12 protein-coding genes and 1 pseudogene are annotated in these 13697 nt (G+C 69.5%); 11 read left to right on the top strand and 2 right to left on the bottom strand.

Going from position 1 to position 13697, the window contains the following annotated elements; all coding sequences use genetic code 11:
• A pseudogene (locus AB0I23_RS40050) lies at positions 1-335 on the bottom strand (hypothetical protein); the annotation flags it as partial.
• A 442-nt stretch (positions 336-777) separates the two neighbouring features.
• On the opposite strand from AB0I23_RS40050, the gene AB0I23_RS40055 reads away from it, so the two are divergent.
• The 11 genes from AB0I23_RS40055 to AB0I23_RS40105 all read left to right on the top strand — a co-directional run bounded on the left by AB0I23_RS40055 (position 778) and on the right by AB0I23_RS40105 (position 12986).
• Entirely contained in the window at positions 778-2064 is a 1287-nt protein-coding gene (locus AB0I23_RS40055; RefSeq protein WP_359117996.1) for an activator-dependent family glycosyltransferase, read from the top strand.
• Positions 2065-2202: 138 nt separating this feature from the next.
• Positions 2203-2775, top strand: coding sequence for a dTDP-4-dehydrorhamnose 3,5-epimerase family protein (locus AB0I23_RS40060; protein WP_359117998.1), 573 nt, complete (start codon positions 2203-2205; stop codon positions 2773-2775).
• Positions 2776-2895: 120 nt separating this feature from the next.
• Positions 2896-3963, top strand: a complete 1068-nt coding sequence (locus AB0I23_RS40065) for a glucose-1-phosphate thymidylyltransferase (protein WP_359118001.1) — start codon at positions 2896-2898, stop codon at positions 3961-3963.
• A complete protein-coding gene (gene rfbB / locus AB0I23_RS40070) occupies positions 3960-4946 on the top strand; it encodes a dTDP-glucose 4,6-dehydratase (protein ID WP_359118004.1) in 987 nt (328 codons plus the stop codon). The genes AB0I23_RS40065 and rfbB overlap by 4 nt, the downstream gene beginning before the upstream one ends.
• Positions 4933-5940, top strand: a complete 1008-nt coding sequence (locus AB0I23_RS40075) for an NAD-dependent epimerase/dehydratase family protein (protein ID WP_359118007.1) — start codon at positions 4933-4935, stop codon at positions 5938-5940. The genes rfbB and AB0I23_RS40075 overlap by 14 nt, the downstream gene beginning before the upstream one ends.
• The gene (rfbH, locus tag AB0I23_RS40080) at positions 5933-7237 is read left to right on the top strand and encodes a lipopolysaccharide biosynthesis protein RfbH (protein WP_359118009.1); all 1305 of its coding nucleotides are present in this window, start codon (positions 5933-5935) and stop codon (positions 7235-7237) included. The genes AB0I23_RS40075 and rfbH overlap by 8 nt, the downstream gene beginning before the upstream one ends.
• A 42-nt stretch (positions 7238-7279) precedes the next feature.
• Entirely contained in the window at positions 7280-8023 is a 744-nt protein-coding gene (locus AB0I23_RS40085; protein WP_359118012.1) for an NAD-dependent epimerase/dehydratase family protein, read from the top strand.
• Between the two features lie 43 nt (positions 8024-8066).
• Complete coding sequence (locus AB0I23_RS40090; protein ID WP_359118014.1) at positions 8067-9464, top strand: NDP-hexose 2,3-dehydratase family protein; 1398 nt, start codon at positions 8067-8069, stop codon at positions 9462-9464.
• Positions 9431-10447, top strand: coding sequence for a Gfo/Idh/MocA family protein (locus AB0I23_RS40095; protein ID WP_359118017.1), 1017 nt, complete (start codon positions 9431-9433; stop codon positions 10445-10447). Before AB0I23_RS40090 ends, AB0I23_RS40095 begins: the two co-directional genes overlap by 34 nt.
• A 71-nt stretch (positions 10448-10518) precedes the next feature.
• Positions 10519-11700, top strand: a complete 1182-nt coding sequence (locus AB0I23_RS40100; RefSeq protein WP_359118020.1) for a macrolide family glycosyltransferase — start codon at positions 10519-10521, stop codon at positions 11698-11700.
• Between the two features lie 221 nt (positions 11701-11921).
• A complete protein-coding gene (locus tag AB0I23_RS40105) occupies positions 11922-12986 on the top strand; it encodes an alpha/beta hydrolase (RefSeq protein WP_359118022.1) in 1065 nt (354 codons plus the stop codon).
• A 109-nt stretch (positions 12987-13095) separates the two neighbouring features.
• On the opposite strand, the gene AB0I23_RS40110 is transcribed toward AB0I23_RS40105, so the two are convergent.
• Positions 13096-13697 (bottom strand): sensor histidine kinase (locus AB0I23_RS40110; protein ID WP_359118025.1); only part of this gene is annotated, 602 nt, incomplete at its 5' end.

Raw genomic sequence — 13697 nt, forward strand, 5'->3', positions numbered from 1 at the left:
AGGGTGAGGGTCAGGCATGTGCGGTGCAGGGGTGCCTGGTTGTTGCCCGGTGTGGAGTGGAGGAGTTGCAGGGCGAGGATCGGCAGGAGGAGGAGCAGGCTGGTTGCCTCGGCCGTCGGGGACATCCCGGCGCCCAGGATGCCGATGGTGGCGTGGAGCGCGTAGCCCAGCAGCGCGGTGACGAGGATGGTGCGTGCCAGCCGGGAAACGGGAAGGTCGTCGCTGGGGCCGGGCGGGGCTACCGCCTCGGGTCTGCCGCCCCTCGATTCGTCCGCACGGTCGGAACGGTCGTGACTGTCCATCATCTCCACATTCCCCCGCACCATGTGCGTCATTTGCGTGGATGATAAGTCAACGCAGTGAAGACTGTGCGGCGATCAGGTTTTCGTGGGCGCAAATTTGTGGAACCAATCGTCCCAGGGCGGGAGTTGAAAAGGACTCAACTTTTTGCGATGCGCTTACGAGGATGTCGAAAAGCCGGCCAAGGTCCAACATCGCCCAGATGTGCCGGATATGGAAATGAACACTTTGACCACCGGGATATCGGCGCCGGGTCTGCTCCGGCCGATGGAGCCCAGGGTGCCACCCGGGAGCCGGTCGCCCCGCGCCACGACAGCGGAACGCCCGCGCGAAGACGAAGACCTGGCCACCGTACCGACCGCCGACGAGAGGCTGCTCGCTGCCTGCTCTGCACAAGCGGCTCTTTAGAGCCCCCTCGCAGGATTCGAGCGAACAGCACGCGTCGGCGTCGGGCCGGCAGTCTCGGAGAGGTCAGCGATGCGCGTTCTTTTCACCATCTTTCCGACATCGGCACATCTCTATCCAGCCATCCCGCTGGCATGGGCGCTGCAGAGTGCCGGTCATGAGGTCGTGGTGGCGAGCCCCGAGGGTGTGGTCGACCCGAAGGTGATCGCGAACATCACCTCGGCCGGCCTCACCGCGGTGTCGCTGGGTGGCAAGGAGGAACTCACCGCCTCATTGGCGCCCCTCATGGCCGGCGCGGGCCCCGACCGGCCCACCCTTGCGCTCGACCCCGAGAACGAGAACGCCTGGCGTCAAGCCAGGGCCGTCCTCGCGGGCATGTTCCATGCGTACTACCCGCCGGAGCCGGTGAGCGGCGGGCGTCGGCCGATCCTGGACAAGCTGGTGGAATTCGCCCGGGACTGGCGCCCTGACCTGGTGCTGTGGGACCCACTGGCGCCGACCGGGGCGGTGGCCGCGCGCGCCTGCGGCGCCGCCCACGCGCGTCTTCTGTTCGGCATGGACAACATCGGTCTGATCCGTTCCAAGACGCGGCAGGAGCTGGCCGATCCGTCCTCGGACCTGACCGAGGACCCGTGGATGTCGTGGCTGGGCCCGGTGCTGGAGCGCTACGGCCTCGACTTCACCGAGGAGACGCTGGTCGGCCAGTGGACCCTGGACCTGACCCAGTCCCGGATGCGCAACCCGCTGGACCTGATGTACGTCCCGGTCCGCCGGGTCCCGTACAACGGGGCCGCCATGCTTTCTCAGTGGCTGCACTCCCGGCCCGTGCGGCCCCGCGCGGTGCTCACCCTGGGTGTGAGCCGCCGACTGCTCGCCGGTCAGCACAGCGGCTTCCCGATGCGGGAGTTCTTCGACTCCGTGTCCGGCCTGGACCTGGAACTGGTCGCGACGCTGAACAGCGAGCAGCTCACCGCCGTGGGCAGGCTCCCGGACAACGTCCGCGCCATCGAGTACGTACCGCTCAACCAGGTGCTGCCCACCAGCTCGGCGATCATCCACCACGGTGGCGGCGGGACGTTCGCCGCCGCCGTCGCGTTCAAGGTGCCGCAGCTCGTCGTGCCGCTCCCGATGTGGGACGAGACGGTCACGGCGCGGTACGTCGTCCGCCGGGGCGCGGGACTGGTCGCCGACCCGGCGGCGATCGACGTCGACAGCATGCAGAAGGACCTCGTCCGGCTGCTCGAGGAGCCGTCCTTCCAGCTCGGAGCCCGCGGTCTGTACGAGGACATGCTGGCCGCCCCGGCGCCGAAGGACGTGGTCCCGGTCCTGGAGAGGCTGACAGCGGAGCATCGCGGCTGAGCGGCCGGCGTCCGCCGTCGCACGACTCCCGCGCCGCACCACCGCGCCCTGTCGGCCCACCCGGGCGGGGCGCCCGGACCCGGCGGGCCTCCGCCCGCACAGCATGAGTCGAGTTCAGGACGAAAGGGCGAGCGAGCCGTGCGCATCGAGGAAACCACCATCCCCGGCACGTTTCTGGTCGAACCGAACCGCATATCCGACGACCGGGGTGTGTTCTACGAGTCGATGCGGTCCGACGAACTGGAGCGGTCCGCGGGGATCACTTTCCAGCCCCGTCAGATCAACTACTCGGTCTCCAGGCGCCACACCCTGCGCGGCCTCCACAGCGTGAGCATCCCTCCGGGGCAGGCCAAGTTCGTCACCTGCGTCCGGGGCGTGCTGCGCGACATCGTCGTCGACCTGCGGGTCGGTTCGCCCACCTTCGGCAGGCACCAGGTGAACGAACTGGACGCCGCCTCGGGCCGGTCCGTGTACGTCCCGGAGGGCGTCGGCCACGGATTCCTGGCGCTTACCGACGACAGCTGCATCTGTTACGTCGTCTCCAGCACATACGTCCCCGGAACACAGATCGACATCAACCCGCTCGACCCCGACCTGGACCTGCCCTGGGACTGCGCCGGGACACCGCTGATCTCGGACAAGGACGCGAAGGCGCCCACCCTGGCCGAGGCCCTGGCAGCAGGCATGCTGTCCGATTTCGACGCCGCCTGACGCGGCGAACCCCTGTCCTGCCGGCCGCCGGCGCATCGGGACGACGAGTGCACGGCCGAGCGGCTGCGAACCGCGCACCAGACCGAAGAGGCATCAACACATGAATCGAGAGGACCTGCCATGAAGGCTCTGGTGTTGGCCGGCGGATCGGGCACCCGCCTACGGCCCTTCAGCTACTCGATGCCCAAACAGCTCATCCCCATCGCGAACACGCCGGTCCTGGAATACGTCCTGAGGAACATCCTGGACCTGGGCGTGACCGAGATCGGGGTCATCGTCGGCGACCGCGCCCCCGAGATCCACCAGGCGCTCGGGGACGGATCGCGGTTCGGGGCACGGCTGACCTACATCCAGCAGGAAGCTCCGCTCGGCCTCGCCCACACCGTCGCCATCGCCCGGGACTTCCTCGGTGACGACGACTTCGTGATGTACCTCGGCGACAACATGCTGCCCGAGGGCATCGCCGACATCGCCGAGGAGTTCGCCGCGCACCGCCCGGCCGCCCATGTCGTGGTGCACAAGGTCCCGGACCCACGGGCCTTCGGCGTGGCCGAACTGGGCCCCGGCGGCGAGGTGCTGCGTCTGGTGGAGAAGCCGCAGCAGCCGCGCAGCGACCTGGCCCTGATCGGCGTGTACTTCTTCACCGCCGCCATCCACGAGGCGGTCCAGGCCATTGGGGTCAGCGCCCGCGGCGAACTGGAGATCACCGACGCGATCCAGTGGCTGGTGTCGGCGGGAGCGGATGTGCGGGCCGGCCAGTACGAGGGCTACTGGAAGGACACCGGGAGCGTTGAGGACGTTCTGGAGTGCAACCAGCGCATCCTGGAGAGCCTGAGGCCCGCCGTGGCCGGTGAGGTCGACGACGCCAGCGTGCTGGCGGGACCGGTCGTCGTGGAAGAAGGGGCGCGCATCGTGCGCTCCCGCATCGAGGGGCCGGCGATCATCGGTGCCGGCACGGTCGTGGAGGACAGCCACATCGGCCCGCACACGTCCATCGGACGCGACTGTGCGGTCACCGGAAGCCGGCTGGAGTACTCCATAGCCCTGGACGGGGCGTCGGTCACCGGCGTCCAGGGCCTGCGCAGTTCCGTCATCGGTCGCTCCGCCTCCGTCGGCACCACCAGGCAGAGCACGGACCGTTACCGCCTGGTCGTCGGAGACCACACCCGAGTGGACGTCGCGGCATGAGGATCCTCATCACGGGAGCGGCCGGTTTCATCGGCTCCAACTTCGTCCGTAACCTCCTCGCGAACAACTACGCGGGGTGGGAGGGCGCCGCTGTCACCGCCCTGGACAAGCTGACCTATGCGGGCAACCGCGACAACCTGCCGGCCTCGCACCCGCGCCTGGAGTTCGTCCGGGGCGACATCTGCGACCCGGGCCTGCTGCGCGAACTGCTGCCCGGACACGACGCCGTGGTGCACTTCGCCGCGGAGTCCCACGTGGACCGCTCGCTGGAGGGCGCGGGGGAGTTCTTCCGCACCAACGTCCTGGGCACCCAGACGCTGCTCGACGCCGTGCTGGACAGCGGTGTCGAGCGGGTCGTGCACGTCTCCACCGACGAGGTGTACGGCTCGATCGGGGAGGGCTCCTGGACCGAGGACTGGCCGCTGCTGCCCAACACCCCCTACGCGGCCTCCAAGGCCTGTTCCGACCTGGTCGCCCGCACCTACTGGCGCACCCACGGAGTGAACCTCTCCATCACGCGCTGCTCCAACAACTACGGGCCCTACCAGCACCCCGAGAAGCTCATCCCGCTGTTCGTCACCAACCTGCTGGAAGGGCGACAGGTGCCGCTGTACGGCGACGGACGCAACATCCGCGAATGGCTGCATGTGGACGACCACTGCCGTGGCATCCACCTCGTGCTCGAAGGCGGCCGGGCCGGTGAGATCTACAACATCGGCGGCGGCAACGAGCGGACCAACCACGCCATCACCGAGCGGCTGCTCGAACTGACCGGCTCGGGAACGGAGATGATCCGCCACGTCGCCGACCGCAAGGCGCACGACCTGCGGTACTCCATCGACGAGTCCAAGATCCGGGAAGAGCTGGGCTATGCGCCGCTGACCGGATTCGAGGAGGGTCTGGCCGCCACGGTGGCCTGGTACCGCGACAACCCCGACTGGTGGAAGACCGTCAAGTACGGGGCCGAACGTGCGGACGGCTGACAACGGCGGAGCCGCCGGGCTCCGCGTCGTGGTGCTCGGGGGCACCGGCTACCTGGGCCACCGCATCGGCGAGGCGTTCGCCGCCGACGGCGCCCTGGTGCACCTGGTGTCCCGGAGTCCGGCGGAGGGCGGCCCGGCCGACCCGCGTTCCGTCCGCATGGACCTGCTGGCGGCCGGCCGGCGGGAACTCACCGGGTTCTTCGGTTCGGTGCGGCCCGACGTGGTGGTCAACGCCGCCGGCCGGGTCTGGCGGGCCGACCAGGCCGAGATGGCCGCGGGCAACGCGGACCTGGTAGCCCGGGTGACGGAGTCGCTCGTCGACCTGCCTCGCCCGCCGCGGCTGATCCAGCTCGGCACTGTCCACGAGTACGGCGCCGGCACGCCGGGCGCCGGCACCTCCGAGGAGCACGAGCCCGCTCCCGTCACACCGTACGGACGCACCAAACTCCTCGGCACCCGGATCGTGCTACGGGCTGCGGCGGAACACGGCCTGGACGGTGTGGTACTCCGCCTCGCCAACGTGATCGGCGCCGGGGTGCCGGCCGGCAGCCTCTTCGGCATGGTTGCCGCGCACCTCGGCGAGGCCGCCCGCGCCCAGTTCCTGGGCGAGAAGCCGGACGAGCTCAGGCTCCCGCCGCTGCGCGCCCACCGCGACATCGTGGACGCGCGCGACGCCGTCGACGCCGTACAGGCCGCCGCCACCGTGCCGGGGACGGACCTCAGCGGCCAAGTGGTCAACATCGGCCGCGGCGAGGCGGTCCCGATGGATGTGCTGATCCACCGCATGGTCGAACTCAGCGGCGTGGATCTCCCGGTCGTCGAGGCCGTTGCCGACCAGCCCCCACGCACTGATGCGGAGTGGCAGCAACTGGACGTCTCACGGGCGCTGCGGCTCCTGCGATGGCAGCCGCTGCGCACCCTCGACGCCTCGCTGCGCGACCTGCTCGCGGCCGCGGTGCCGGCGTCAGTCAACGGAAGGAATGACGATGAGTGACAACAAGGAACTGGTGCTGGACGAGGTCCGCAGGTACCACCGGGAGACCGCGCCCGACGGGGAGTTCGTGCCCGGTGTGACCGAGATCTGGCCGTCCGGCGCGGTCCTGGACGAAGAGGACCGGGTCGCCATCGTCGAGGCCGCGCTGACCATGCGCATCGCCGCCGGGCCCAGCTCCAGGAAGTTCGAGTCCGCCTTCGCCAAGCGCCTGAAGCGGCGCAAGGCCCATCTGACCAACTCCGGTTCGTCGGCGAACCTCCTCGCCGTCTCGGCCCTCACCTCGCACCAGCTCGGTGACCGGCGGCTGAAGCCGGGCGACGAGGTGATCACCGTCGCGGCGGGGTTCCCCACCACCGTCAACCCGATCCTGCAGAACGGGCTCCTGCCGGTCTTCGTGGACGTGGACCTGACCACGTACAACACCACGGCCGACCGGGTGGCGCGGGCCATCGGCCCCAAGACCCGGGCGATCATCATCGCGCACGCGCTCGGCAACCCCTTCGAGGTCGCCGAGGTGGCCCAGCTCGCCAAGGACCACGACCTCTTCCTCATCGAGGACAACTGCGACGCGGTCGGCTCCACCTACGACGGTCAGATCACCGGCACCTTCGGCGACTTGACCACGGTCAGCTTCTACCCCGCGCACCACCTCACCATGGGCGAGGGCGGCTGCGTCCTCACCTCCGACCTCGGCCTGGCCCGCATCGTGGAGTCGCTGCGCGACTGGGGGCGGGACTGCTGGTGCGAACCCGGCAAGAACAACACCTGCTTCAAGCGGTTCGAGTACCAGATGGGCAACCTGCCCGCCGGATACGACCACAAGTACATCTTCTCCCACGTCGGTTACAACCTGAAGGGAACCGACATCCAGGCCGCGCTGGGCCTCGCGCAGCTCGCCAGGCTCGACGGCTTCATCGAGGCACGGCGGCGCAACTGGCGCCGGCTGCGCGAGGGACTGGACGGCGTTCCGGGCCTGCTGCTCCCCGAGCCGACCCCGCGGTCCGAGCCGAGCTGGTTCGGTTTCGTCATCACCGTCGACCCCGAGGCCGGCTTCACACGCGCCGAACTGGTCGACCACCTGGAGGAGCGGAAGATCGGCACCCGGCGACTGTTCGCCGGCAACCTCACCCGCCAGCCGGCCTACATCGGCCGGCCCCACCGCATCGTCGGCGACCTCACCAACAGCGACGTCATCACCGAGCACACCTTCTGGATCGGCGTCTACCCGGGGCTCACCGACGAAATGCTCGACTACATGACCGCCACGATCAAGGAGTTCGTGGCCCAGCACGGCTGAGCCCGACGGACCGCCTCCCACCCAGAGATCAGGACGACGACGATGGACATTGTGGGAACCGGATTCCTGGCGCGGAGTCTGCGTCCGCTGGCCGGCCGGCATCCGGGCACCTTGGCCCTCGCCGCGGGGGAGTCCAGAACGAGCGGCGCCTCCGACGCGGACTTCGCGCGGGAGGCCGCACTGCTGCGCGATGTCGCCAAGCAGTGCGCGGCCAACGGGCAGCGGCTGCTGTTCTTCTCCACGGCCGCGACCGGAATGTACGGGCTCGCCGAGGGACCGGGCAGCGAGGACGCCCCGGTGACCCCCTACACCCCCTACGGCGCACACAAACTCGCGCTCGAGGAGCAGCTGCGCGACTCCGGGGTCGACCACCTCATCCTCCGGCTGGCGCACCTGGTGGGACCGGACGGGCGGTACCACCAGCTCATCCCCACACTGCTGCGGCAGGTGCGCGAAGGGGTGGTCACCATGCACCGGGGCGCCGCCCGTGACCTGATCCGGGTCAGCGACGCGATAACGATCACCGACCGGCTGCTGGCCGCGGGTCTGCGGGCCGACACGGTCAACGTGGCCTCCGGATACGCCGTCCCGGTGGAAGACATCGTCGACCATCTCGCCGGCGCGCTGGGGCTCGAACCGCGCAAGGAGTACGTGGACACGGGTGTCGAGTACGCCATCTCCACCCAGAAGCTGCGCGCCCTGGTCCCCCAAGCGGCGGAGATGGGCTTCGGCCCCGACTACTACCGCCTGGTCCTCAACGACTTCCTCGCGGCCGAACATGTCTGACCCGGCCGCGTACGCACCACGAGAAAGGCGGGGAATCTCTCCGATGCCGTCCCACATCGTCCAGACGCGTGAGAACAAGAGCCTGCCCGCCCGCATCGCTCTGTCGGCCGCCGCCGCCCAGGGTGCGCACCTGCGTACCGAACACTTCGGCGACTGGCTGGCCGAACGGGGCAGGGCCAATGCCTTCCGGGTGGAGCGGATACCGTTCGCGGAGCTGGTCGGCTGGTCGTTCCAGGAGTCCACCGGGAACCTGGTGCACCGCAGCGGCCGGTTCTTCACCGTCGAGGGCCTGCACGTCACGGAGGCGGGGGAACCGCACGGCGACGGTCCTTACGCCGACTGGTACCAGCCCATCATCAACCAGCCCGAGGTGGGCATCCTCGGCATCCTCGCCAAGGAGTTCGACGGGGTGCTGCACTTCCTGATGCAGGCGAAGATGGAGCCGGGCAACCCGAACCTGCTCCAGCTCTCGCCCACGGTCCAGGCGACCCGCAGCAACTACACCAAGGCCCACAAGGGTGCGGACGTCAAGTACCTCGAGTACTTCGTCGGGCCGAACCGCGGCCGGATCGTCGCGGACGTGCTCCAGTCCGAGCACGGCTCGTGGTTCTACCGCAAGTCCAACCGCAACATGGTGGTGGAGGCGGTGGGTGACGTGCCGCTGCTGGACGACTTCTGCTGGCTCACCCTCGGGCAGATCCACGAGCTGCTGCGCCGGGACAACGTGGTCAACATGGACTCCCGTACGGTGCTGTCCTGCCTGCCCTTCGCGGACACCTCGGAGGGCGCGCTGCTCTCCGACACCGAACTGCTCTCATGGATCACGCGCGAGCGTACCCGGCACTCCGTGCGGACCGAGCGCGTCCCGCTGGACTCCATTCCCGGCTGGAAGCGCGGCGAGAGCACGATCGAGTACGAGGCGGGCCGCTACTTCAACGTCGTGGCCGTGTCCGTACGGGCGGGAAACCGCGAGGTGACGGGTTGGACCCAGCCCCTGTTCGAGCCGGTCGGCCTGGGTGTCACCGCCTTCCTCACCCGCGAGTTCGGCGGCGTCCCGCATGTGCTGGCGCACGCCCGGGTCGAGGCCGGCTTCCTCGACACCGTCGAGCTGGGACCGACCGTGCAGTGCACTCCGGACAACTACGCCCACCTGCCCGAGAAGGAACGCCCCCTGTTCCTGGACACGGTGCTGCGCGCCGGCGCGGACCGCATCCGTTACGAGGTCGTGCATTCCGAGGAGGGCGGGCGCTTCCTGAACGCCGAGAGCCGCTTCCTCATCGTCGAGGCGGACGAGGCCGACGCTCCGCTCGACCCGCCGCCCGGCTATGCCTGGGTCACCCCCGCGCAGCTCACCTCCCTGGTCCGGCACGGCCACTACCTCAACGTCCAGGCCCGCACCATGCTCGCGTGTCTCAACGCGACGGCGGTGAGCACCCGGTGACCGGACCCCTGCGGGTGGGGGTGATCGGATGCGCGGGCATCGCGGTGCGCCGCATGCTTCCCGCCTTCGCCGCCTGCCCCGACACCGAGATCGCGGCCGTGGCCAGCCGGGACCCGGCCAAGGCGCGGCAGGTCGCGGAACGCTTCGGCTGCCGTCCCGTGCACGGATACGGCGAACTCCTCGAACTCGACGACATCCAGGCCGTCTACGTGCCACTGCCCGCGGCGCTGCACGCTCAGTGGACCGAGGCGGCACTGAACACGGGCCGGCACGTCCTCACCGAGAAGCCCCTGACGGCCGACCGCCACCGCACCGGAGAACTGCTCGAACTCGCCGACACCCGCGACCTGGTGCTCATGGAGAACGTCATGTTCGTCCATCACCACCGCCACAGGGCCGTGCAGCGCCTGGTCGCCGACGGCGCCATAGGTGAACTGCGCGCATTCCACGCGGCGTTCACCATCCCCCCGCTGCCGGACGGCGACATCAGATACGACCCGGAACTCGGCGGCGGGGCGCTGGCGGACGTCGGGGTCTACCCCCTCCGGGCCGCACTGCACTTCCTCGGCCCCGAACTCGACGTCGTCGGCGCCCGCCTCGTCCGGGGCGCGGGACGGCGGGTCGAGACCTCCGGCGCCGCGTTGCTGAGCACTCCCGGCGCCGTCACGGCCCAGATCACCTTCGGCATGGAGCACGCCTACCGCTCGTCGTACGAACTGTGGGGCAGTGAGGGCAGCATCACCGTCGACCGGGCGTTCACCCCGCCCGCCGACCACGTCCCCGTGATCGGCCTGCACCGCGGCGGGAGGACCGAGGAGATCCGGCTCGAACCGCACGATCAGGTGGCGGCAGCGGTCGCGGCCTTCGCCGCCGCGGTGCGCACCGGAACCCTCCCGGACACCCGCGCCACCCTGCGGCAGGCGGAACTCCTCGACGAGACATACCGGTCCGCCTCGCGCGGAGAACCCATCAGAACTGGATGAGCAGCCGCTGCCCGGGCCCCTCGGTGACGACGGGCCGAAAGGGCACCGGCAGGGCATGGAAGGAGATATTCGTGCAACGCCACATCGCTTTCTTCAACTTTCCGGCCGTAGGCCATGTCAATCCCACGGTCGGCGTGGTCGAGGAACTGGTGAAACGAGGTCATCGCGTCACCTGCACCGTGACGGACCATTTCGCCCCCATGGTGAAGGCCGCCGGCGCCGAACCGGTCAGGTACGACTCGGTCTTCGGCGACTTCTACCGCGTCCCCCTGACCGCCGAGGAGAACGCGGGCGAGGGACTGCGGTGCCTGAACGAGGGCCTCTCCCTCGTGGAACAGGTCGCACCGTTCTACGAGGAGAACCGGCCGGATGCGATCGTCCATGACTTCATGGCGTGGGGCGCGCGTTTCTTCGCCGCCAAGAACGACGTTCCGCTGATCCGGACCTATCCGGTGTTCGGGGCGAACGAACACTTCTCGATCCGGGAGAAGTTCCCGGTGGCGGAGCTGAACGACCCGCAGATGATCGACGCGGTGCAGAAGCTCGCGGGCGTGCTGCCCCAGTTCGGTCTGCCCGCCGACCCGATGGGCTTCCTCTCGAAGATCGAGAAGCTCGGTATCATCTTCCTCCCGCGTGAGTTCCAGTATGCCGGCGAGACCTTCGACGAACGGTTCGTCTTCACCGGCCCCTGCATCGCCGAGCGCCCCTACCAGGGCGCCTGGCAGCCGGCCTCGGCGGACCGGCCCGTGCTGCTGATCTCGCTCGGCACCTCGGCCAGGGGCTGGCCGGAGTTCTTCACGATGGCCATCGAGGCCTTCGGCGACTCCGAGTGGGACGTCCTCATCACCGTCGGTGCGCACACCGACCCCGCCGTCCTCGGACCGCTGCCCGCGAACGTCGACGTACGACGGTACGCGCCGCAGCTCGACGTGCTCCGCCACGCCCGGCTGTTCATCAACCACGGCGGTATGAACAGCACCATGGAGTCGCTGCAGAACGGCGTGCCCATGGTGACCGTGCCGCAGACGAACGAGCAGCGGGCGAACGCCCTGCGCGTGGAAGAGCTGGGCCTGGGCCGCCTTCTGGCCAAGGAGGACGTCACGGTGCAGAGCCTGCGCGAGGTCGCGGACCAGGTCACGGGCGACGCGTCCGTGACCGACCGGGTGCGAGCCATGCGGGAGCGCATGCGGTCCGTCAACGGTCCGGCCGTCGCGGCCGACGCCGTCGAGGCGTACCTGGCCGAGCAGAGCTGAGCACCACCGCCGCGACGCGGATCCGTGTCACGGTCGGGGCCCGCACCGGTGTCGTACGGCCCTCGCTCACAGGCCGTACGACACCCGTCGGCATCGTTCGACCCGGTCTTGTCCGGGGCCGTCCGAACGACATCGCACATCGCAGTCGACCGGGCCTTCGGCCTCGGTCCGCGCCGTCCCGACGGCGCCACCCACTGACCGGGGACGGAGACCCGACATCCATGGACCATCTGGAAGAACTCAAGGAATTCGCCCGCCTGCACGCCCGGGGCCAGGGCGTGACGGCCGAGCACGCCACGCGTGTCCTCGCCCGCGTCACCAACGACACCACGGGGGACCCGGACTCCTGGGCCGCGGTGTGGACCGCCGAGGGCCGGGCCGCCGCCGCCCGCGGCGACCTCCTCGACGCGTGTCGGCACTACGCGCTCGCCCGTTTCCCGTACCACGGTGACGCCGATCGCCTGCGCGCCCAGCGGCTCTGCGTCGACACCTTCGACCAGTGGCGCCATGACCAGGACGGTGTCGAGCGCCTGGAGTTCGACACTGCCGACGGCACCGTCGCCTGCTGGGCCGCCGGGCTCGACAGGTCCCGCCCGCTGCTGGTCGTCATGGGCGGCATCGTCAGCGTCAAGGAACAGTGGGCGCCGCTGCTGCCCCTGCTGCGCAGACTCGGCTTCGCCGCCGTCGTCACCGAGCTGCCGGGCGTCGGCGAGAACACCGCCGCCTACGGCTCCGACTCCTGGCGCACCCTCAGCTTCCTGCTCGACCGGCTCGCCGACCGTGCCCTGGTCTCCGACACCTCGATGCTCGCCCTCAGCTTCAGCGGCCACCTCGCCCTGCGCGCCGCCGCCGAGGACCCCCGCATCCGCCGCGTCCTCACCGTGGGCGCACCCGTCGCCGACTTCTTCACCGACGAGGCCTGGTGGCCTCGGGTGCCCGGCATCACGTCCGACACCCTGCGCCGCCTCACCGGAAGCGAGGACCTCACCGAACTCCGTCATCGGCTGCCGCGGTTCGCACTCACACCGGAGCAGCTTCGGCAGGTGCGGATACCTGTCCGGTACGTTGCCAGCAGCCGCGACGAGATCATCCCGGACACGGATCAGACGCTGCTGCGCCGCACGCTCGACGACGTCCGGTTCAAGACGTTCGACGACGTGCACGGTTCGCCCGCCCATCTCGGCGCGACGCGGCGCTGGCTCTTCTCCCAGCTGCTGTGGCTGCGCTTCGCGCGCCGCCGCGCCCGGCCGACGTCCCGCACCCCACTCGGCGCGAGGCCCTCATGAGCGAGCCCCGGAACGATGACGACACGACCTCCGGCGCCGCGATGGGCACCGTATGGCCGTGGCAGACACTGGCCTCACTCGGCATCACCGAGAACGATCTGACGACCGTTCAGGATATGCACGGCCCTCCGGCGGGGGCGGGCACAGCGGCACCCGTGGGTTCCGCGGGTGTTTTCGACGGTTCTGCGGGTGCCTCGGCGAGGAGCCGGAAGGTGCCGTCCTCTCCGTGGCCGGTTTCGAGGCGTCCGCCCATGGCGGTCATGCGCGCGTGAAGGTTGTCGAGTCCGTTGCCGCTGTGGGGTGCTGGGTTGTGGTAGGCGGGGTCGACGCCGTCGTTTTCGATGAGGAGTCGGACGACACCGTCATGGTGGACGGCTGTGATGCGGCAGTGTGTGGCGTTGCTGTGGCGGAGGAGGTTGGTGACGGCTTCGCGCAGGGTGGTGGCGAGTGCGGTGTCGATGTGGGGGTTGAGTGCCGCGAGTTCGAATTCTATGTGTACGTGGATGTCGGCGGCGTGGAGCACGGATTGTGCTGTTCTGATCTCCTGCTGGAGTGAGATGGCGCGGTAGCCGCTGGCGGCTTCGCGGACGTCGGTGAGGGACTGGCCGGCGATGGCCAGGACTTCGTTGATCTCTTTCATGGCGCGGTCGGGGTGGGTGGGGATGAGTTGGTGGACGAGTTCGCTCTTGAGGGTGATGGCGGAGAGGCTGA

The sequence above is a fragment of the Streptomyces atratus genome (assembly GCF_040655115.1).
GTDB lineage: Bacteria > Actinomycetota > Actinomycetes > Streptomycetales > Streptomycetaceae > Streptomyces > Streptomyces atratus_D.

Coding starts and splice junctions, on each gene's coding strand:
- AB0I23_RS40055 (WP_359117996.1), top strand. CDS start 778: ATGCGCGTTCTTTTCACCATCTTTCCGACATCGGCACATCTCTATCCA.
- AB0I23_RS40065 (WP_359118001.1), top strand. CDS start 2,896: ATGAAGGCTCTGGTGTTGGCCGGCGGATCGGGCACCCGCCTACGGCCC.
- rfbB (WP_359118004.1), top strand. CDS start 3,960: ATGAGGATCCTCATCACGGGAGCGGCCGGTTTCATCGGCTCCAACTTC.
- rfbH (WP_359118009.1), top strand. CDS start 5,933: ATGAGTGACAACAAGGAACTGGTGCTGGACGAGGTCCGCAGGTACCAC.
- AB0I23_RS40085 (WP_359118012.1), top strand. CDS start 7,280: ATGGACATTGTGGGAACCGGATTCCTGGCGCGGAGTCTGCGTCCGCTG.
- AB0I23_RS40090 (WP_359118014.1), top strand. CDS start 8,067: ATGCCGTCCCACATCGTCCAGACGCGTGAGAACAAGAGCCTGCCCGCC.
- AB0I23_RS40105 (WP_359118022.1), top strand. CDS start 11,922: ATGGACCATCTGGAAGAACTCAAGGAATTCGCCCGCCTGCACGCCCGG.